Origin of the sequence: Pelagicoccus sp. SDUM812002 (assembly GCF_031127835.1) — a bacterium.
GTDB lineage: Bacteria > Verrucomicrobiota > Verrucomicrobiia > Opitutales > Opitutaceae > Pelagicoccus.
The window spans coordinates 53490-73685 of record NZ_JARXHX010000017.1 but is presented as its reverse complement, the minus strand read 5'-3'; the positions used below and the strand labels follow the sequence as shown (position 1 = coordinate 73685).

Below are 20196 nucleotides of genomic sequence, written 5' to 3'. Positions count from 1 at the left end.
GATGGGGATTTTGAAAAGAGGGATGCTTTTTGCGCTGGGCGCGGGGCTAGCGGGAACGCTTGCTTCGGCTGAGCATGCGAGAGAGTTGTGGGTAGCCACGGAGGGAGATTTGGCGATCGACGGAGATTTTTCCGATTGGGAGCAGCTCGCGAGCTCGCCGACAAAGGAAGGTGGTTTTCAGTTCCAGGCTGCCTGGAAAGGGGCGGAGCTATACTTGATGGCGCGAGTGGAAGGAGATTCCGGTTTTTGGGAGATCCACGCCAAGGACTTTTTCAATTTCGGCATCGACTTAGGCAACGACAGCGACTTCAGCTACGAAGCCGACGATTTTCACTTTTTGGTAGGGGTTCCGGACGTAAACAATCAAGTATCTGTTTCTTTGATACGATCGGGTGCTGCGTCGGTCGAAACGAGAGAGGTGATTAAAGTCGCGGGGAAGCGGACCGCCTCGAGCTACCAATGGGAACTGTCCTTGTCGCTCGAGCAGCTTGGAGGAGAGCCTTTGGCAGAAGCAAAGGCGGTTGGTTTTCGCATCGAGCGCCGCAGCGCGAATTCAGGGCCAGGCCCCTTCTTGATGCCGGTTCTCTGGGGAGACATGGCGATGGTAGGGAAAGACGGACGGCTCAGCCCTGAAGCCAAGCGACGGTTGCTCGACCAGCAAGCGGAGATGGCGGAGCGATTCCGGAATCACCAAACCGATCCCGCCAAGCCGGACCGTATCGACAGCAAGACGCGGCAAGACCTGCAGCGATTGACGGATCGATTCATAGAATTGCAAGAGGAGGAGGTCAGCGAACCGGAGATCGACGAATGGATATCAACCCAATTGCCTGACGGACGGTGGCCAGAGTTTGAATACGGCCATACCGATTCGGTGAGCGCGACCAGTCGTATGCAGCACCTCTACCGTATGCGAAAGCTCGCTTACGCTCGCGAGAGGATGGCGCTCACAGCGGCTAAGCGAAACAAGGTTCTGAAGGCTGTGTATAGAGGCTTAGACTATACCATAGCGGAGAATCTTTGGCATCGGAATTGGTACTACAACGAGATCGGCTATCCCTTGGAATTCGCTCGAATCGGACTCTATCTGAGGGACGAGCTCGAAGGAGCACGCCGGGAGTCGGTCCTGAATGTCATGCGACGAGCCAAGCGTCCCATGACGGGGCAAAACCTGATTTGGATCAACAAGATCACCATGATCCGTGGCTTGTTGGAGGAGAACCCGTCCCTGGTGGAGAGGTCGATTCAGCGGATTGCAGCCATGGTGCGAGTGGAAGAGGGTGAAGGCTTGCAGGCGGACTTCAGTTTTCACCAGCACGGTCCCCAACTTTACTCGCATGGCTACGGAGCTAAGTTTGTGACCGACCTGACGGAAGTGATGTACATGGCCCATGGCGGGCGCTTCCAGTTCGGGGAGGAGAAGCGGGAGTTGATTCTCGGTATGCTCTTGGATGGTAATCGCTGGATGGCACGAGGCACCTTTGCCGACTTCGGAGCCTTGGGGCGTATGGTTTCGGTGGAGGACAAGGATTCCAGCTATTTGGCTCCGGTGGCCAAGCTGTGGCTGGAAATGGGTGATGGACGCGAGCGGGAGCTCGAGCGGCTTGTCGCTTCGACGCAAGAGGAGGGGCCTGATCTCTTGGAAGGGAACCGCTACTTTTATCGCTCCGAATTCATGGTTCATCGGCGGGAAGCGTTTTATGCGTCGGTCAAGGCGTATTCGAAATTCCTGACGGGAACGGAGTCGATCAACCGGCAAGGATTGAAGAGTTATTACCTTCCCGATGGTTCAACCCTTTTCGTTAAGGATGGCCAGGAGTATGCGAACATTCAACCGGTCTGGGATTGGAGGCGTATACCGGGCGTGACTGGCGTCGTATCGAACCAGCCGATACCAGAACTCAACCACAAGGTGGTACGGACCAAAGGAAATACGGATTTCGTGGGCGGTGCCAGCGACGGTTGGCGCGGAGCGGCGGTGTACGATTATCAGCGTGATGGGGTGAAGGCTTTAAAAAGCTACTTCGCTTTCGACTGGGGCATGGTGATGCTGGGCGCCGGAATCGAGTCGGACCTCGAAGAGCCGCTGCAAACCTCCGTGGAGCAGCGGTTCGCGGAGGGAAGTGCTTATCTCTTGCGAAAGGGCACGTCTCAAGTGGAAGCCCTGGAGGAAATGCGTGAGATGGCTGAATCGCCGCAAGCACTGGGCGTTTGGCACGACGGGACTTTGTATTACTTGCCAGAAGGGCAGCGCGTTTTTGTTGGTAGCCAAATGCAAGGAGGATCTTGGCGGGAGCTACGTCTTACTGGAAGCCCAATGGAAGTTGAGAGTAAGGTATTTTCGGTGACGCTTTCCCATGGAGTTAAGCCGCAATCTGAAAAATATGAATACGCGGTGATTAGCGCAGCGAAGCGAGAACGAGGAATTGAGCTTGTGGAAGCGGTACCCTACCGAGTTTTGGCCAACACGAAGCAAGTGCAAGCGGTGGCCGATGCGGCAGGACGACATAGCCAATTCGTATTTCATGAAGGAGGAAGATGTGCCTTGCCGGACGGCGCTTGGATTTCTGTGAGCAAACGCTGCGTGCTGCTTGTTTCTAAGGATGGCAATGACGAGTTCGTTCTGACGGTTGCGGACCCTTCGCGCCAGGGCGGAGAGCTGGAGGTGAGCGTTGGAAATGCTGAGGGATCGCAGGTTGACGCGGTCTTCCACTTGCCCCTTTCGTCGATGCATGGCGGCAAGTCCGTGAGTTTGAGAATAAAAGTAGAAAAGTAAGGTAAAAGGTGAATTTAAGATTATGAAGATAGAGGATCTAGCGAAGCGATCGATAGGAGGAGCGACGGCTATGGCGGTCGCGGCATTGTTTGGGGTTGGGTGCAATCCTAGCTCGGAAGAGCATGAGGGGAACTCCGTGGAAACGGAAGTGCGTCGCGTGGCGGATTGGATACTGGACAACCCAAGCGGGCGGGACACGAGACATTGGGTAATCGCCCCCCTTTACGACGGTTTGCTGCGGGCCGCCGACGCGACGGGCGATGAGCGTTACCTCGCGACTGTTCTGGAGCTCGGAGAGCAATCGGTCTGGTTGCCGGGGCCGCGTCGCTACCATGCTGATGACCATGCGGTGGGTCATGCCTGGCTAGATATCTATTTTATGGATACCGATCGAAAGGAGCGCCTAAGTCCCTTCGTCGAGCGGTTCGAGGAGGTTTTTTCGGAGCCCCGCTTGGAGGAGCTCGACTATCGCAACAAGCAAAAGTATCCAGAGGTCAGTGTCAGCGATCGCTGGACGTGGTGCGACGCGCTTTACATGGCGCCGCCGACCCTCGCTCGTTTGCATGCCGCTACAGGCGATGAGCGCTACTTGGAGTTTTTAGAGAGGGAATTCCGGTTCACCTACGACGAGCTCTATGACGAGGAGGAGAAGCTCTTCTTCCGCGATACCCGGTTCCTCGACCGCCGTACGGAAAACGGGAAAAAGATCTTTTGGAGCCGAGGAAATGGCTGGGTGTATGGCGGATTGGCTCTCACCTTGGAGCAGCTTCCGGAATCGTACGCATTCCGTCCGTTTCTGGAAAAGGTGTTTTTGGAAATGACGGATGGGGTGCTGCGAGCCCAGCAAGACGACGGCCTCTGGTATCCATCTTTGCGCGACCCCGAGCAAATTTCCGTGGGCGAAACCAGTGGTTCCGGCTTTTTTGCCTTCGGCTTGGCTTGGGGTATCAATAATGGATACCTGGATCGTGATACGTACCTGCCTCGTTTGGAGGAGGCTTGGGAGGGGCTTCTGACTCGGATCGAGGAAAGCGGTCGCGTTGGCTACGTGCAGCGGATCGGTTCGGCCCCGGATACCTTAACGGCTAAGGAGACGGAAGACTACGGCGTTGGAGCCGTATTGCTCGCGGGCGCGGAGTACATGAAGGTGCTTGGTGAAGCTGAAGGAGCACTGTGTGGCGAATTGTTGAGCCGGGCCGAGAGCTTGCTTGCGAAGAGTGAGGGCGAGCCGCGAGCTTTCGCCCGTTTGGTGCCCGAGCGTAAGGACGACATTGCATGGGAAAACGATGTGGTTGCCTTCCGTGTTTACGGCCCTGCCTTGCGAGAGTCGCAAGAGCGCAGTGGAGTGGACGCATGGACCAAGAAGGTCGATTACCCGGTCATCAATAAGTGGTACGAAGGCGACCTGAAGCATGGGAAGAGCTACCACGAAGATACGGGTGAAGGGTTTGACGGATACAAAGTCGGTCCCACAGTGGGACTTGGAGGGAGTGGGATCTGGCAGAGCGATGCCCTGCTGCAAGCAAATGTTTACGATCGCGGCTTCGTTAACTGGACTTCATCAAAGAGGGCATCGATTACGGTACATTATGAGTATCCGGAAACCGAGTACGGCGCAATTACAGAGAAGAAGACGATCACCCTCGATATGGGGGATCGCTACTACGAAGCAGTTTCACAGTTCGTCTATGCGGGTACCTGGGAAGGCGTAAAGGACTTGCCGGTGGCAGTTGGACTGGTTGCCCAGTCTAAGAGTCCTGAGATATGGAACGACGAGGAAAAGGCGTCGCTTGGGCTTTGGGAGGCGTTCCACGACGGGACCCTTGGCAGCGCGCTGCAGCTCGTAGACACGACTAGCTTTACCAAGTTTGCTTCCGGGGATGCCGGACAGGAGCTACTAGTTGGCAAGACAGACGAGAACGGAGAGTTTCGCTACCGCAGTGGCTTCGGCTGGAGTGGCGAGGTGGAGGTCGATAGTTTGGATGCTTGGAAGGCGCTTTGGGAAGCGTCGCAGTAGTAGCATAAGCGGGGGCGCATCGAGCGATCCCTGTATGCTTATGAATATACTTGCTATGGTTGTTTAGTCATAGCTGAGGCAGTTGCTGGTTTGATCGGTCTGTTACTTAGTAGTCCAACATTCCGAGGTGGCTCTCAATAAAATGGGGGAGCCGTCTTTCAAAACTACCAAACTGAATACCCTTCTATCCCAATGAGAAAAATAGATACAAAGCCAAATTGGCGCCCTGCATATGGAGCAGCGGCATGCCTAGCACTCTTTGGTGCGACCAACGCTCTTGCTCAATCCACGGAGCAAATGGACAACGAGGTTTTCGAACTCAGTCCATTCGAAGTTTCAGCTGAGCAAGAGCAAGGCTACCGGGCTACGAGTTCGCTGCTAGGCGGCCGTACGGCGACTGGCATGAAAGACATCGCCAACTCAGTCGACGTTATTACCAAGGACTTAATCGAGGACTTGGCGATTACAGACGTGCAAGACATGGCAGCCATCGCCAACAATGTAGAGCCAGCGGAGGTTGGTTTCGCGAATTCGAACGGCGAGGAACGCGAAGCATGGAATTTCAACTACCTGACGATTCGTGGCTTCAAGGTGGGTACAGCCACGCGTAATTTTATGAACCTGGAAACGTCGGTGGAGGCTTATAATGCTCAGCGCGTGGATTTCTCCAAGGGGCCGAACGCGGTGCTTTTCGGACTCGGTGATCCCGGTGGGTCTTATAACTATTCCACAAAGGTCCCGTTCTTCGCGGACGAGAATAACGTTTCCTACAAGATCGGCAGCGAAGGTGGCCAGCGTGCGACGGCTGATATCAACAAGGTGTTGATCGAGGACAAACTTGCTCTGCGCGTAAACGCTCTGAGCCAGGATTGGGAGTACTTTCATAAGCCGGGCTACACGGTGTCTGACGCGCTTCACGCATCGTTGCGTTGGAAGCCAACCGAGAAAACCACGCTGACCTTGAGCCACGAGTACAACAATGTTGATCGCGCTTATCCAAGAAAAGTATTCGGCGCGGACCAATTTTCGCGTTATCTCGAAGCAGGTGCCCCTGAAGTGGTGGATTACTATATCGCGGAGGACGATCCTAGAAACCCGAACGGGATCGCCCAAGGCAATGCTATCTTGCTCGCAGGTTCCGACACGGTGGTCGATAGACGCGACTACGATCTGAGAATCATTGGTACCGCCTACATGATAAGCGACCGTGAGAGCGCAACGCGGTCCCGCTACTTACTCTCGGAAACCGGTTCGGAAAATGGCTATACGATCAGCAACCCGCAGAAGTTGATTGATGCCGGTTACCCGCTTAACTACCAGCCTTCCGGAACGAACACGCTTTCCGATACGCGCTTCAATGTAACGGAGTTCAATCTTCAGCAAAAGATCACTGAAGACCTGTATTTGGATTTCTCTTACGGAAAGTCCGACCAACAAAAACTGTCGACTCACTCGGTTAGTACTTCCTTGCGTGTAGAACCCGAGTCTGGAGAGCACTTCGGCGAATTCTATACATCGACTTCGCGTCCGATGCAGATTCGTCGCTACTGGGACATCGAAGACTACCGATTGTCTTTGTCGTACGATTTCGACTTTGGAGAGCGTAGTGATATCTTTGGTACGCACCGTTTAGCTGCCATGGTGGAGCAAAACGAAAAGAACGAGGTTTGGGACCAATGGCGTATGGTTACGACAGGAACTCCGGACGGCCCGATCGAAACCTCTAATTTCGCAGCTAGTAGCCTCCGTCCTTTGTTTAAGGAATATTTCGATCCAAGTGAGGGCGAGTACTACTCTTCTGACTGGCGAGATACCTATTGGGATAAGGAAACCATGAATATCGATGGCTATACCTTCGAGTGGGTGAAGACGGACAACTGGGCCAACAAGAATCAAACTTACAAGTTGGACACGAAGCTCTATGTATTACAGAGCCGTTTCTGGAACGATCGCATTGTAACTTCGATCGGGTATCGTGATGAAACGAGAGATGAATGGCTCGCAACTGGTATCACGGGCGACCGAAGCAGCCAGTACACGATCGTAGAACCGGAGTATGGCTTCGTAGACGGGACGCCTGTGGGCGATCGCTCTTTCCGCAATGCGGCGCTGCCAGATGAGAAGACGGGAACCAATTCAGGTATCTCTCGTAACCATGGAGTTGTTTTCCACGCGACGGATTGGGTCAGCTTTTCCTTCAGCAGAGCTAACAGCATCGGCTTGCCTTCGGAAAGTAACGATATCTATGGAGAGTTGTTGGGAGCGACCGATGGAGAGACTGACGAGTACGGAGTCCGTTTCAACCTGTTGGAAGATCGCTTGAATATCTCGATCAACCAATATGAAACGGTTGCTCAACAAACGCGTCAGTTCTCGTCGTTCGTTAACGATCTTCGTGCGATCGAAACGATCCTCTACAGCAATCCGGACGTAACCGGTTCGACTTCAGACCTGCTCGAAAACTCTGGTTCACATTCACGATCCAATGAAATCGCAGAGGGTACAGAGTTGATCGTTAACGGATCACTCGGTAACGGCTGGACGTTCCGACTTTCAGGTCGTGAGAACGAGACAACGATTCAGCAAGCAGGCACTGATATGCTGGACTATTTCGAGGGACGTCGTTCCGTGTATACAAATCCAGACTACGCTTCTCTCACTACTGAGAATGGTACGACAACTCTGGCGGGCTACTTAGCTCAAGCAGATTATGAATCTGCTAAGATCATCGCCTTGCAAGGCAATCAAAGTTTCCCTTCCTCCAAGTATCGCATGAACGGTATCCTCAAGTATCGTTTTGAAAGTGATTCTGCTCTGAAAGGTACTTCTGTGGGGACGAACTTCAGCTGGTCCAGTGCTCCGATCATTGGCTATTTCGTAGATGCTGACGGCAACTTTGACGTAAGCCGCCCTGCTAAGGGTGATGAGCGTACAACAATTGATTTCTTCGCAACTTACAGCCGTCCCATCAATGACAAGGTGGATTGGCGCGTACAGTTCAACGTGAAGAACGTTTTCGACGACGACGATCCTTACGTCATCGAGAAACGTAGTGTTGGCACAGATCCTAGCACATTCGAATGGCAGGACTACAAGTGGCGCCCAACGGACGGGCTCACGTGGTCGCTCACGAATTCGTTCATATTCTAAGAGGTCTGAATAATTTAGGTAATTGATTCATCAGTGGCTGCGTCGGAAATCGGCGTAGCCACTTTTGTCGTTATTTTCATAGAGGACCTGTTCCGCAAGGCCTCTTCACACGCACACAATATGCAGAAAGAAAAAGAGAAACGCCTTGGATACGAATTGGTGAAAGTCGAGGCTCCGTTTAAGATGCCCCGTATCCGAATTCCGGATTTCGAGAACTGCCAGCGCTACTCCATCCTTGACTACGGTGCGGCGCGGGAGGATCGAAGCGCCACCACGAAGGCGATTGCACGGGCTATTGCGGACGCGAATGCTGCGGGTGGAGGCGTGGTTGTTGTACCCAAAGGCGAGTGGCTTTGCTCCGGTGTTCGCTTCAAGAGCAACGTGAACCTGCACCTCGCTCGCGATGCACGTCTTTCGTTCTCAGGAAATCCGAAAGACTATTTGCCGGCAGTTCCCTCAAGTTGGGAAGGGTTCGAGTGCTTGAACTATGTGCCTTTGATTTATGGATACGAGTGCGAGAACGTGGCGATAAGCGGGGAGGGAACGCTGGTCGCGGAAATGGACACTTGGGAAAAGTGGTTTGCCCGACCGCCTGCTCACATGGAGGGCTTGAAGCTCCTCTACGAAATGGGCTGCAAAGATTGGCCATTGGGTGAGCGCGACATGACGAAGGGCGACGCCAACCTGCGTCCTCAGTTCGTGCAGTTTAACCGCTGCCGGCAGGTATTGATCGAAGGCGTATCCATCGAGAACAGTCCTTTCTGGGTATTGCATCCCTTTCTTTGCGAAAACGTGGTGATACGCGGCGTTTCGGTTAGAGCGCACGGACACAACAACGACGGAGTTGATCCGGAGATGTGCCAAAACATGCTGATTGAAGATTGTGTGTTCGATCAGGGCGATGATGCGATCGCGATCAAGTCGGGTCGTAATCAAGATGCTTGGCGTATCGGAGTGCCGACTCGCAACGTGGTGATCCGCAACTGCGAAGTGAAGAACGCCCACCAGCTCCTGGCGATCGGCACCGAGCTTTCAGCGGGAGTGGAAAACGTATTGATCGAAAATTGTAGCCTCGATAAGTCGTTGGGCGACGTCGGGCACTTACTGTATATCAAGACAAACGAACGTCGTGGCGGCTGGGTGCGTAATGTATGGATGCGAAATATCGAGTCGGGAGATCTCCGTAAAGGTATCCTCGGGATCGATACGGACGTTCTCTACCAGTGGCGTGAACTTGTGCCGACCTATGAGAAGCGAATTACTCAGATAAAATTTGTTCGAATGGAAAACATAAAGGTAGGAAATGTGCGTTATGTCTATCGAATCTGTGGAGACTCGCTGCTGCCAGTCTCTGATGTCAGACTATCTGGGATCGAAGGGGGAACGTCTCAAGAAGAGAGCGTAGCGATCAACGCCCTAGCAGTTGATTGGCAATAAGGTTGCTCGAGAGAAGGAAAGATTATGACGGTCTAGTCCTAGGCAAGAGACAGTAGTCCTAAGAGTCTATTCATTCGTCCAGCTTCGCAGCCTTAGAACCATTTCAAGCGAAGGTGAAGTCGCCACAGAACCTAGGTGAAAGGTTCTTCTAGCGGGCGGGATGGTATGCTGCGCGTTTACCGTTTTGATCCGAAGTTGCACTACGCCATTTCCACAAAAGATCCACGGGCGATAGCCACTTTCCGATTTACAATGCCTCTTTTAACTACTGTCTTCGACAGACTGATGAAATCGATCCTCACCCTGCTTACCCTGACCTTGACACTATCACCGCCGCTCCTCTTCGCGGGGAGCGACAAGGCCCATGATCATGGTCCCGGCCATTTCAAAAATAACATTGGGCTGCAACTGTGGAGCCTGCGTGACTTGACCAAGGAGGACCCGGAGATGGCCTTGGACCTGGTCAAAGCTTGGGGGATCGAGCAAGTGGAAGCCGCCGGTCTCTATGGATGGACTCCTGAAGAGTACCGCGAAGAAATCGAAAAGCGCGGCCTCAAGTTGCGCTCTGCCCACGTCCAATACAGGGCGATGAAGGAAAATCCTGAAAAAGTGGTGAAAGAAATGAAGGCTCTCGGCGTCAAGGCGGTCTTCATTCCATGGATACGGCAGGGCGATACCTTCGATATAGAGCAGATGAACACCGCAGTGATCCATTTCAACAAGTGGGGAGCGATGTTTGCCAAAGAAGGGATTCGGTTCGGTTACCATCCTCATGGCTATGAATTTGCCCCCGGCGAACGGGAGGGTGAAACTCTCCTCGATTCCATGTTTCGGAAGACCGATCCCGATACCGTCTGGTTCGAAATGGATGTCTTCTGGGTGGTGCACGGCGGGGCAGATCCAGTTGAACTCCTGCACAAGTACAAGGACCGCTGGATTGCCACACACATCAAGGATATCCGGAAAGGAGCCCCGATTGGAAAACCCACCGGAGGCGCTCCTGCCACAGATAAAGTAGCGGTAGGCACCGGCCAGATTGACTGGGAGGCCGTCATCAGCACGGCCCTCGAGTACGGGGTGGACCTTCATTTCATCGAGGACGAGGGCATCCGGCCCCATGTCGACATTCCGCTCAGCTTAGCCTACCTCAAAGGCTTGGACGTAGAGTAGGCCGGAGCCATGGACTGTTAGAGCTACTAGCAGTATGCCTGCCTAGTGGATGCCATGGCTGAGAATTGAAGCAGAAATGCAGCTGTTATTCTTTGCTTCGTTTCGGTGTGTCATCGCTTCGCTCTTCGGTACTTAGCCTTCAAACCTCGCGGGCATGTTGAGTTTCGTATCGATGAGCTTCCTTGCGGGTTTGGTCGATTCGCATGAACGAATGGCCAGAAGAGAGCTTTGTGCAGTTTGATCAGAATATGCTAAAGAGGCTTTTTCGTAGCGGATTGGTCCTAGTTTCAAAGCGCTTCCGTTTTAGGGATCACAGGTGAAGCTGTCACTGCAACTATTCTGACTATGCCAGCTCAACATTTTGAAACATGTCCGTAGCGATGGTAGGACGGGTATTCTAGTTTTTCGCGTTCTTGAATTCTTCCACGGCGATCTGTTTCAACTGGAGCGCGTCTTGCCAGCGATCTGAGCTTTCGCGGATTTGCTTGGTCTTGTCTTGGTGCGTTTGCGCGTAGTAGATAGCAGCTGGCAGAAGCTCCGGAGCGAATATGATGAAGTCGCCTGAAGTCGCTGTTTCGAGAAAACCTTCGAAACAATGACGCCATATTTGGCGGAAATGGGAGACGTATTCAGTATTTGGGTTCGCCTGCAATGGTGCTTGGATCGCTCCGGGAGTGGCGATTCGTCCATGAATGAAGCGAACGCGGCTGAGAACCGGTTTTATAAATTCTAACTTTTCCTCCCAATCGCCGTAGACCATCTCGTGGCCGGTGTACCAGTGGGAAAAATCTCCATTGAAGCGAATTTCGGGAAAGCGCTTTGCGATTTGAACGGTACGCCAATTGTCTTGGGTCACCGTTGCTCGATGCGTTTCTACGTAGAGCGGGTAACGGTAGGAGCTTGATATTTCGATTATTTGGGAAATCAGTTGGTCAATCTCTTGGTCGTTCTCTGTTCCCCAGCCGACGTGGAGAGTGGTGGCGAGAAGCCCTTCCTTGACGTGTTTTTCGACGAGCGGTTCGATTTCGGAAGAGTGGTTGACTCTACCGCTTCCAGCGCGATCGAGGCCTAACTGTCGGCATGGTTCGGCCTCGCCATCTTGCAGGCCGACGAATCCAGCAGTTTGGATCAACTTGTACTGTTGAATAAGGTCCAGGCCTGAGGGCTGGCTATGCTGGGGCAGGTCGCGGAGGGTCCCGGTATTCAGGAATAGTTTTAGAACCGGAAGCTTGTTTGATTGGTCGTTGGTATTGGAGATGCTCATCGATCGTCTGTCGCTATATTGATCCGCTGACCAAAGGCTGTCGCTTGGGGTGCTAGTTTATCGTAACTATGCAGCGGCCTTGCGATACCTCTCGAAGATCGGATGAATGCTTGGAGGTTACGCGTATGAAAACGGGATTGGTATCTATCACATTTAGAAATTTGCAGGCGGAAGAGATCGTAGGCCTTGTCAGCGAAGCGAAGCTCGGCGGCGTAGAATGGGGTGGGGACGAGCACGTGCCGCATGGGCATTTGCAACGCGCGCAGGAAGTGAAGCAAATGACGGCGGATGCGGGGTTGGAGGTGTCTTCTTACGGTTCCTATTACCGATTCGAGGATTGTATCTCGTATGGTTCTGATAGCGGACCTGCGTGGAATGCGGTTTTGGACACGGCGAGCGAGCTCGGGGCTCCGTCGATTCGTGTTTGGGCAGGTCGCTCGGGCTCGCAAGATACTACTGCGATGCAACGCGAGAGAATCGTGGAACGCTGTCGCGAGATCGCTGAGCAAGCGCGGTTACGCGGAATAACGGTCGATTTGGAATACCACGACAATACCTTGACCGATTCGAACGAGTCAGCTGCTTTGTTCTTAAAGGAGGTCGGACATCCCAACCTGTTCACCTTTTGGCAGCCGTACCTATCGATGGATCAATCCTATCGACTGGAAGGCTTACAGCAGCTGGGGGAACGGGTGAGCAACGTGCATTGTTACCATTTCGCCAAAGAAGGTTGGCCCCACTCGCTTTTATTGGAAGAGGGCGAGGAACCGTGGAAGGAGTTTCTGGAGGTTTTGCGGTCAGATGGACGAGAGCGATGGATCAGCATCGAGCATGTGAAGGATCACTCGATCGAGAATTTCCGGAAAGATGCGACTACTTTGCGGAGCTGGATCCGAGGCTAGAGCATTTTTCGCTGTTTTTCTGTAAACTGTGGGTTTCGTTGCGGCGCCTGCCGTGAATTCCCGAAACTGTCTTGCTATGGCGCTCCCGGACGCTCGACGCAATTTACCTGTACCACGCTCAGAGATAGACCTGTTCCTCTCGCAACCGAGCGAGGCGGTTTGCGACGCCCTGAGGAACCTGGAAGGTGACATCGTGGTACTTGGGGCTGGAGGAAAAATGGGGCTGCACCTCTGCTTGATGCTTCGGTTTGCCTTGAACGAGCTGGAACAAACCAATCGAGTGATCGCGGTTTCTCGCTTCGGAAACCTGAAGTCCAAAAGTGAATACGAGGAGCATGGTGTCGAAACACGTGCTGGGGACTTGCGAGATGACGATTTTGTGAAGTCGCTTCCCGAAGCTGCGACCGTCTTTTATTTGGTAGGTGCGAAGTTTGGAACCGCTGACCATCCGGACCTTCTGCGAGAGACTAATGTCGACTTAGCGAAACGACTAGCTGGCCGATATAGCGCGTCCCGCATTGTAGCTTTCTCCACTGGATGCGTCTATTCGTTTGTCACCCCGGCATCCGGTGGTTCACACGAAGGTTCACCCACTAATCCAGTGGGTGAATACGCCCAATCGTGCCTGGAGCGGGAACTCTGTTTTCAGGAGGTGTCGGCGCTGCATGACACGCCGGTGGTCCTGATTCGGCTCAACTACTCGGTGGAGTTTCGCTACGGGGTTTTGGTCGATATCGCCAGCAAGGTTTTTGCGGGAGAACCGGTCGACGTATCGACGGGCTTCGTCAATGTGATCTGGCAAAACGACGCGCTCTGCCAAATCGTGCAGGCTTTGGCCTTGGTTCAATCTCCGGCAATCCCTTTGAACATCACAGGGCCAGAGATTCTGAGCGTTCGGGAGATCGCCGAGGAATTCGCTCGCAAGTTTGGCCGTACGGTTCGTTTAGAGGGAGAGGAGGGCGAAACGGCATGGTTGAACAATGCCAGTCGCTCGCATCGACTCTTCGGCGAACCGGCCGTCGCTATCAATACTATGATGGATTGGGTGGCTGTATGGCTGGCGGGAGGCGGAAGCACCTATGGGAAGCCGACTGGATTCGAAAAGCGCGATGGAAAGTTCTAACAATTTGGATACATGAGTTCGAAAACGGTTCTTAAGAGTTCTCTTCACGAACGCTTGATGGATGGAGTGGCTATTCCTGCTCATCCTTTGGCTCTGGATCGTTCCCGGAAATTGGACGAGCGGCGACAGGTCGCCTTGACGCGTTACTATTGCGAGTCTGGGGCGGGCGGGATTGCGGTAGGTGTGCACACGACTCAGTTCGAGATCCGAGAACCGCAGTATGGTCTTTACCAGCCGGTCTTGGAACTCGCAGCGCGTACGATGGATTCCTGCGAAGAAGGTTCGAGTAACGAACTGCTGCGGATCGCGGGCATCGCGGGCGATACCGAACAAGCGGTGGCGGAAGCGGAAATCGCGGCCGGGCTGGGCTATCACCTGGGACTGGTTAGTTTGGCCGCCCTGAAAGGGAATTCGAATGATGCCATGGTCGCCCACTTACAAGCAGTGTCGGAAGTGATTCCAGTATGTGGTTTTTACTTACAGCCATCGGTTGGAGGGTTGCGGCTCGACTATGAATTCTGGAGAAAGGCAGTGGAGATCGAGAATCTGGTCGGAATCAAGATGGCTCCCTTCAATCGTTACGAGACTTTGAATGTGATTCGAGCGGTTTCCGAATCGGGGCGTGCAGGTGAGGTCGCTCTCTACACGGGGAATGACGACAATATTTTGATCGATCTGGCCAGCGAATTCCGCTTCTCGGAAGAGGCGGAGCCGATCCGTATTCGCGGGGGACTTTTAGGGCAGTGGGCGGTTTGGACGCATCAAGCTGCCAAGGATTTGGACGTTGTAAAAGCGCTGCACGGGCAAGCTTTGCCTAAAGAACTTCTGACGCGAGCTCACCAGCTGACGGATGCGAACGCGGCGATCTTTGATGTCGCAAATGGCTTTGCTGGCTGCATTCCTGGTATCCATGAAATCCTCCGTAGACAAGGCCTGTTGGAAGGGCTTTGGTGTTTGAATCCTGACGAAGTATTGTCGCCCGGACAGAAAGAAGAGTTGGATCGCGTTTATGCTGCGTATCCAAGCCTTAACGACGATACGTTCGTGCGAGAGAATCTGGATCGCTGGTTGAGCTGAAGCTCAAGGAGAGACAGCGAAGGTCCTTTAAGATATTGCTTTCACCGATTCCCGGAATTTTTCGAGGGTTTCGGTGATGTCGCTTTCTCGGTGGGAATAGGTGATGAACCATTCCTTGTTGGCGAAGATCCCACGCTGAAAAAGTTGCTCGAAAAGCTTGATTCGGGCGGTGCTCTGTTCGGCTTCGTTACCTCCGAACTGGATGGTAACGGCAGGAGCGAGGCCTACGGTTTTGGCGGGGTAACTGAATTCCTTGAAGATCGAATCGAAACCGTCTCGCAGTTTTTGACCGAGAGCAGCTAGGTGGTGGAAGACTGGCTCGCGCTGGAACACGTCCATGGTGGCCTTAGCGGCGGCGAGCGAAAGGCACTCTCCTGCGTAGGTGGTGGTGATGATGCTGCTATCGAGCACGTTCATGAACTCCGCTTTTCCGGCGTAAGCGGAAAGCGGATACCCGTTGGCGATTCCTTTAGCGTAAGCGGCGAGGTCAGGCACGATGCCGAAGTACTCGCTGGCTCCTCCTTTGGCGAGGCGGAAGCCGGTCAGGACTTCGTCGAAGATGAGCACGGAACCGTATTCATTGCACTTGTGCCGCAGCTTTTCGAGAAACGCCTTGCTCGGTTCCTTGTGCCACTCGACGGGGGAGACGATGACGGCGGCGAGGTCTTGACCGACGGCAGCGAAAATTTGGTCCACCGCCTCTAAGTCTCCGTATTCGATGGCGTGAGAGAATTTCTGGAGGTCTGAGGGAATGCCGTTGTTCGGCCAGCCGAGGGCGAACCAATCCTGATAGCCGTGGTAGCCGCTGGTAAGGAAGTGGTGTCGCTTCGTCTTGCTGCGAGCGAGGCGCAGGCAGGAGGCGCAGACATCGGCCCCTGTTTTCATGAAGCGAATTTTGTCTGCCCAGCCGAGGGTGTCGAGAATGGCTTCTGCTGCTTCCAGTTCCAGGGGGCTCGCCATGCTGAAGAGTACGCCGTCCTGCAGCTGAGCTTTGACAGCGTCGTCAACTTCCGGATACTGGTGGCCTAGGATTATGGGGCCGAGGGACGCCTTGAAGTCGATATACTCCTTGCCGTCCAGGTCCCAGACGCGGCAACCTTTTGCTCTTTTGAGGAACGGTGGCCGAGACGGGGTGAGCTCGCTCTCGTAGCGTTTGGCATTGGTTTGAGTCGCCCAGGGAATCCGTTTAAGGGCGTTTGTGAAATAAGCCGCGTGGTTGGGGCTCATCGCGGAAATGTCGATGGGTGCGTTCATGGGGTCCGACTCAGCCGAGCGTGACGACGGGCGTGATGTTTCGAGTGTTGATATCGATCTTCAGGTCACCTTCGGAAGCCAGCCAGCCGTTCGCGGTAGAAGAAACGCTTAGCTTGCGTGGTTTTTTGTTTTTTGGGGCGGCTTGCAACACGGTGACGATTTCGTGAGTGAATGCGGGTGGACTGCTGAGTTCGACGCAGGGGAAGTCGCCGGTTTCGGGCGTCACATCCAGCTTGGTGGTGGCGATGTTGGGTTCCGTTCGAGAGTGGACGGTCCCGTGCAAGCTCGCTTGCGGACGTTCGATGAGAAAACTGTTCTTGCTGGCACTGAGCTTGGCCACGCCATCGCGATTATCGGGAAAAAAGCGGAGGCTCATGGGTTGTTCTCCGAAGTGGAGGCGTACTTGGTCGACCACTACGATGATGTCAGGCTTGGCGAAGATGACAGTGCGTAGGACTTTCGAGATGTGATCGTTGTCGATTAAATAGGCCGCGGTGGCGTCGCTTGTCCACCAGACGGTGTCGCCGTGGTCTTCGAATTGGGTGATGACGGCGTAGGCCTGGCTGTCGTTGGTGCCTTCGGAGCCATCGTGGTAGTGGTGCCCGAGTCCGTTCACGAGAACGGAGTTGTGGGCCTTCGTCTTGCGCATTTCCCATCCGGAATGCCGCCGATCGTAGGCGGCCCCGAAGAGGTCGGTCAGAAGCCGTTCTCCGAAAATCTTATAGGTGATGTGGTTGCGGTCGGCGTGCTCGTGGTTGCAAGGACCGCCGCTGCGAAAGGCGAGCACCGCGTCTTGGGAACCCCAACCGCTGCGGCAGAGAACCCAGTCCAGGTTGTTGCGAACGTTCTGGAGCGATTCGGGCGGCGGGCTGGAGGCTTTGCCCGGTTCGTACCAAATGAAGTCGAGAAAGCTATTTGCGACACTGAGGTTTTCCGCCTCGTATTGTGCGAGCGGATTTCCGGTGTGCTTGCCGATCCATGCCGGAATGCAGACGTGAACGCTGGAGCGGGCATCGCTGAAGTTGACGATATCCGGAGTGCCATCCTCTTGGGTGCCGGCTTGCATGGTGGCTATGAAGTCGAGCATGCCGTCGAAGTTAGCCTTTTTCGCCCAGTCAATGGTTCCGCCGTTGCGAGCGTGGGCGTCGAAGAAGTTGAGAGCGGTGCGCAAGGTGTATCCCGCGTAGCTCAGTCCTTCGAAGTAGCTGCCGTCGGGAGAGAAAAGACGGAGGACGCGGTCGAAGCTGGATTCGGCGGTGGCCAGCCATTTTTCAGCCCGCGGGTCGTGCCCGAGCAGGGCAATTGCTCCAATACCGAGGGCACTGCTTGGTGCGGATCGGAGATTGTTGTCGCCTAGGATCATGGGCCAGCGTTCCATGGAAAGATCGTAGAAACCTTCGTGGCGCTTGTCGAAGGACCACCCCTCGACTGTATCAGGATGATCCATACCATAGACAGCTCGGTAGCAGGGGAGGCAGCCTTTTTCGGCGATGGCGTCGAGGATGGCTTTGTCGAGTTTGGCGTCGATATCGCCGTCGAGCACTTCGCGAGCGAAGAGAATGCGTACTGTCGCGATGGAAGCCCTCTGGATGCCAATTGGCTTACTGCCGTCAAGAAAGTAGTCCCATGTTTCGTAGCCGATGAGTCTGGTTATGGCCGAGACTAGGGCGTCGCGTCGGGCAGGCTGAGGCTTCACGAGTTGGACGATTGAGAGTTCAGTGAGCAGGTTGATGATGGAGGCAAAATCACGAATAATGTCGCCCGATTTCTCGAATGCGTTGAGAGCAGTTTCGAGGTCTTGGGGTGTCCGCTCGGTCCAATCGTTGAAAGTGGGGGCGAGCAGCTTGGTTCGAGCGTTGGCTCGTATTTTCTCGATTTCGTCTCGCTCGAAGAAAAGGCGTCCGCCGCTGGAAGATCGTGGAGTGGTTGACTTACCTTTGAGGGAAAGGGGGAGACTGGCCAGCATAAGGCTGGAGCCGGCATAGCGTAGGAGATCGCGTCGTGTCATGGTTCGATAGGGGCTGGGTGTGGGGGTTGGTGTCGCCGTTCGTAAGCCCGAACGGCTTTGATGATGGAAATGCCGATGGCCGTAGCGATGACGCCCGCGAGAGCGTTGAGCCAGCCGTTGCGATCTAGAGTCGGAATCGTGACGAGTAGCAGAATGCCGCCGATTAGGAGCGAAAGGTAACCAAGCAGCCGATACGCGATGAGTCCCTCTGATCCGATCTTGGTATTGGGATCGGAATAGGCGGGCGTCTTAAGGTCTGTCTCGAAGGATTCGATACGCGTTTTGAAGTCGCCCTCCCGCTTGTTGAAAAAGGCGGAGGCGAGAAACACGCTGCCGCTGGTAAGGATGCCGACTATGGCATTTAGTTCGTAACGGGTGAGGTCGAAGCCGAACCAGGTTGCATTGATATCGGCGAAAAGAATGTTCATGACGGTGATCCCATCTGCGGCTTCGCGGGCTGCGGTGATGCCGACAAAGAAAACGCCTACCACGCCCGCGGTTACGGAGGCGATGGCCGACCACCAAGGGGTTTTGGTGTAGAGAAGTCCGAAGAATACGGGGATGAAGAGGGTGATTTTATAGAGCGACTCCGCTTTCATGTAGACGTCGAAGGCTCCACCGAAGCGCTTGATATTGAAGGCGACAAAAATGGAGAAGACACCAAGGCAGGCGACGGAAGCTTTGCCGAACCAAAGCTGCGTGCGTTCGGAAGGGGCAGCCCCTTTGATGGACGTGGAAATGGGGACGTAAACGTCCTTGGTGATCACGGCGCCCAGCCAATTGAATAGCGTATCGGTGGAGCTCATCGTGGCGGCGAAGATCGCGGCAGTGAGCAGTCCCAACATGCCGTGAGGAAGGACCGCGAGGGCGAGGGTGACGAAGGACGCTTCTTCTGGATTTGTAAGGCTCGGCCAGAGGCTAGCGATTTCGGGAAAGATGATGGGAGTGGTGAAAATGGGCAGGATCCAAAGCATGGGCAGCACGAAGGAAAGTCCGGCGCACCAGAGGGCCATCTTCCGCGTGTCGCGCTCATCGGCCACGCTGTAGTAGCGCTGGGCGATGTGCCAATTTACATTGTATCCAAATACAATATACACGAAATAGACTGGCCAGAAGAGGAATGGCTTTCCCTCCAAATCGATTTGGAAGTAACCCTCCGGAGCATCGGTGCCGAGTCGCTTGAGTCCGTCGATAATATTGCCGTCGCCGATGTAAGCGTACGATAGGGGCGTGATGATCAGGGTGACGAGGAGTACTATTAGGAATTGGATTCCATCGGTCACCATGACAGCCCAGAGTCCACCGAGGGTGGTGTAGATCACTATGACTCCGCCGGTGATGAGAATGGAGAGCTCGAAACCCTTGATGGTGAAGAGTCCAAGGTCGAAGACTTGTTCGCTGATACCCAATGCAGTGGAAGTGAAAATGCAAAGGGTGTAGATCATGATGCCCAGCACGAGGGTGTTGGGCACGACTGCAAGCAGCGTGTAGAAATAGGTGGTTTCGCGTGAGAAGCGGCGGGTAAGGAATTGCAGGGGTGTGTCGAGGCGAGTGCGTCGCCAGAGGACTGCGAAGACGTAGTAGCCGATCAGGTAGGCGGGAAGGGCGAGGCTGAAGAGCAGGATCGCGCCGCCGCCGTTTTGGTATGTGATGCCCGAAGCTCCGACGAACATGAATGCGGAGAAACCGGAAATGAAGAGCGACACCATCGAGAGTTGCCACGGAATGTGTCCGCCGCCCTTGAAGTAGTCGGCGGTCTTCTTGTTGAAGCGAGCCACGTAAATGCCGATGGCCACGATCATGAGCATGTATCCGCCGAGGATGGTATAGTCGAGCGAGTTGAGAAAGTGGAGTTCGGGCATGATGATCTAGGAAAGGATCATCATTTAATCGGACTTTTTCTCGAACGGTGACGGAGTCGGCGGTTTATGGTAAACCGCAGCCCACGTCCGTTTTCCGTGTTTGCTGGGGACGATGCCAGGCAACGCGAGCCGCGAGGAACGGGTTTGCGACATTGG

Annotated in this window: 12 protein-coding genes; 8 read left to right on the top strand and 4 right to left on the bottom strand. The window is 54.3% G+C overall.

Features of this window, described 5'->3' with window-relative positions:
* The first annotated feature begins 1 nt into the window (after position 1).
* The 5 genes from QEH53_RS19235 to QEH53_RS19215 all read left to right on the top strand — a co-directional run bounded on the left by QEH53_RS19235 (position 2) and on the right by QEH53_RS19215 (position 10550).
* Positions 2-2776: a polysaccharide lyase family 8 super-sandwich domain-containing protein gene (locus tag QEH53_RS19235; protein ID WP_309024847.1), complete on the top strand. Its 2775-nt coding sequence runs from the start codon at positions 2-4 to the stop codon at positions 2774-2776.
* A gap of 22 nt (positions 2777-2798) precedes the next feature.
* Positions 2799-4793, top strand: a complete 1995-nt coding sequence (locus QEH53_RS19230) for a glycoside hydrolase family 88 protein (RefSeq protein ID WP_309024846.1) — start codon at positions 2799-2801, stop codon at positions 4791-4793.
* A gap of 192 nt (positions 4794-4985) precedes the next feature.
* Positions 4986-7943 carry a TonB-dependent receptor plug domain-containing protein gene (locus QEH53_RS19225; protein WP_309024845.1) on the top strand — a complete coding sequence of 986 codons (2958 nt, stop codon included), beginning with the start codon at positions 4986-4988 and terminating at the stop codon, positions 7941-7943.
* Positions 7944-8063: 120 nt separating this feature from the next.
* Positions 8064-9380 carry a glycoside hydrolase family 28 protein gene (locus QEH53_RS19220; RefSeq protein WP_309024844.1) on the top strand — a complete coding sequence of 439 codons (1317 nt, stop codon included), beginning with the start codon at positions 8064-8066 and terminating at the stop codon, positions 9378-9380.
* Positions 9381-9632: 252 nt separating this feature from the next.
* A complete protein-coding gene (locus QEH53_RS19215; protein WP_309024843.1) occupies positions 9633-10550 on the top strand; it encodes a sugar phosphate isomerase/epimerase in 918 nt (305 codons plus the stop codon).
* Between the two features lie 397 nt (positions 10551-10947).
* Here QEH53_RS19215 and QEH53_RS19210 read toward each other — a convergent pair whose 3' ends face one another.
* Positions 10948-11814, bottom strand: coding sequence for a hypothetical protein (locus tag QEH53_RS19210; protein WP_309024842.1), 867 nt, complete (start codon positions 11812-11814; stop codon positions 10948-10950).
* A gap of 125 nt (positions 11815-11939) precedes the next feature.
* Between QEH53_RS19210 and QEH53_RS19205 the strand changes: the two genes are divergently transcribed.
* The 3 genes from QEH53_RS19205 (at position 11940) to QEH53_RS19195 (ending at position 14916) form a co-directional block, all read left to right on the top strand.
* The gene (locus tag QEH53_RS19205; RefSeq protein WP_309024841.1) at positions 11940-12716 is read left to right on the top strand and encodes a sugar phosphate isomerase/epimerase; all 777 of its coding nucleotides are present in this window, start codon (positions 11940-11942) and stop codon (positions 12714-12716) included.
* 76 nt (positions 12717-12792) lie between these two features.
* Positions 12793-13839, top strand: coding sequence for an NAD(P)-dependent oxidoreductase (locus tag QEH53_RS19200; RefSeq protein WP_309024840.1), 1047 nt, complete (start codon positions 12793-12795; stop codon positions 13837-13839).
* Positions 13840-13851: 12 nt separating this feature from the next.
* Positions 13852-14916, top strand: a complete 1065-nt coding sequence (locus tag QEH53_RS19195) for a hypothetical protein (RefSeq protein ID WP_309024839.1) — start codon at positions 13852-13854, stop codon at positions 14914-14916.
* A 27-nt stretch (positions 14917-14943) separates the two neighbouring features.
* Here the strand turns inward: QEH53_RS19195 and QEH53_RS19190 are convergent, their stop codons facing one another.
* Genes QEH53_RS19190 through QEH53_RS19180 form a run of 3 tightly spaced genes read right to left on the bottom strand, consistent with a single transcriptional unit; the run spans position 14944 to position 20040 of the window.
* Positions 14944-16170: an aminotransferase class III-fold pyridoxal phosphate-dependent enzyme gene (locus QEH53_RS19190; protein WP_309024838.1), complete on the bottom strand. Its 1227-nt coding sequence runs from the start codon at positions 16168-16170 to the stop codon at positions 14944-14946.
* A gap of 10 nt (positions 16171-16180) precedes the next feature.
* The gene (locus QEH53_RS19185) at positions 16181-18178 is read right to left on the bottom strand and encodes a heparinase II/III family protein (protein ID WP_309024837.1); all 1998 of its coding nucleotides are present in this window, start codon (positions 18176-18178) and stop codon (positions 16181-16183) included.
* Entirely contained in the window at positions 18175-20040 is a 1866-nt protein-coding gene (locus tag QEH53_RS19180; RefSeq protein ID WP_309024836.1) for a sodium:solute symporter family protein, read from the bottom strand. Before QEH53_RS19180 ends, QEH53_RS19185 begins: the two co-directional genes overlap by 4 nt.
* Positions 20041-20196 lie beyond the last annotated feature (156 nt).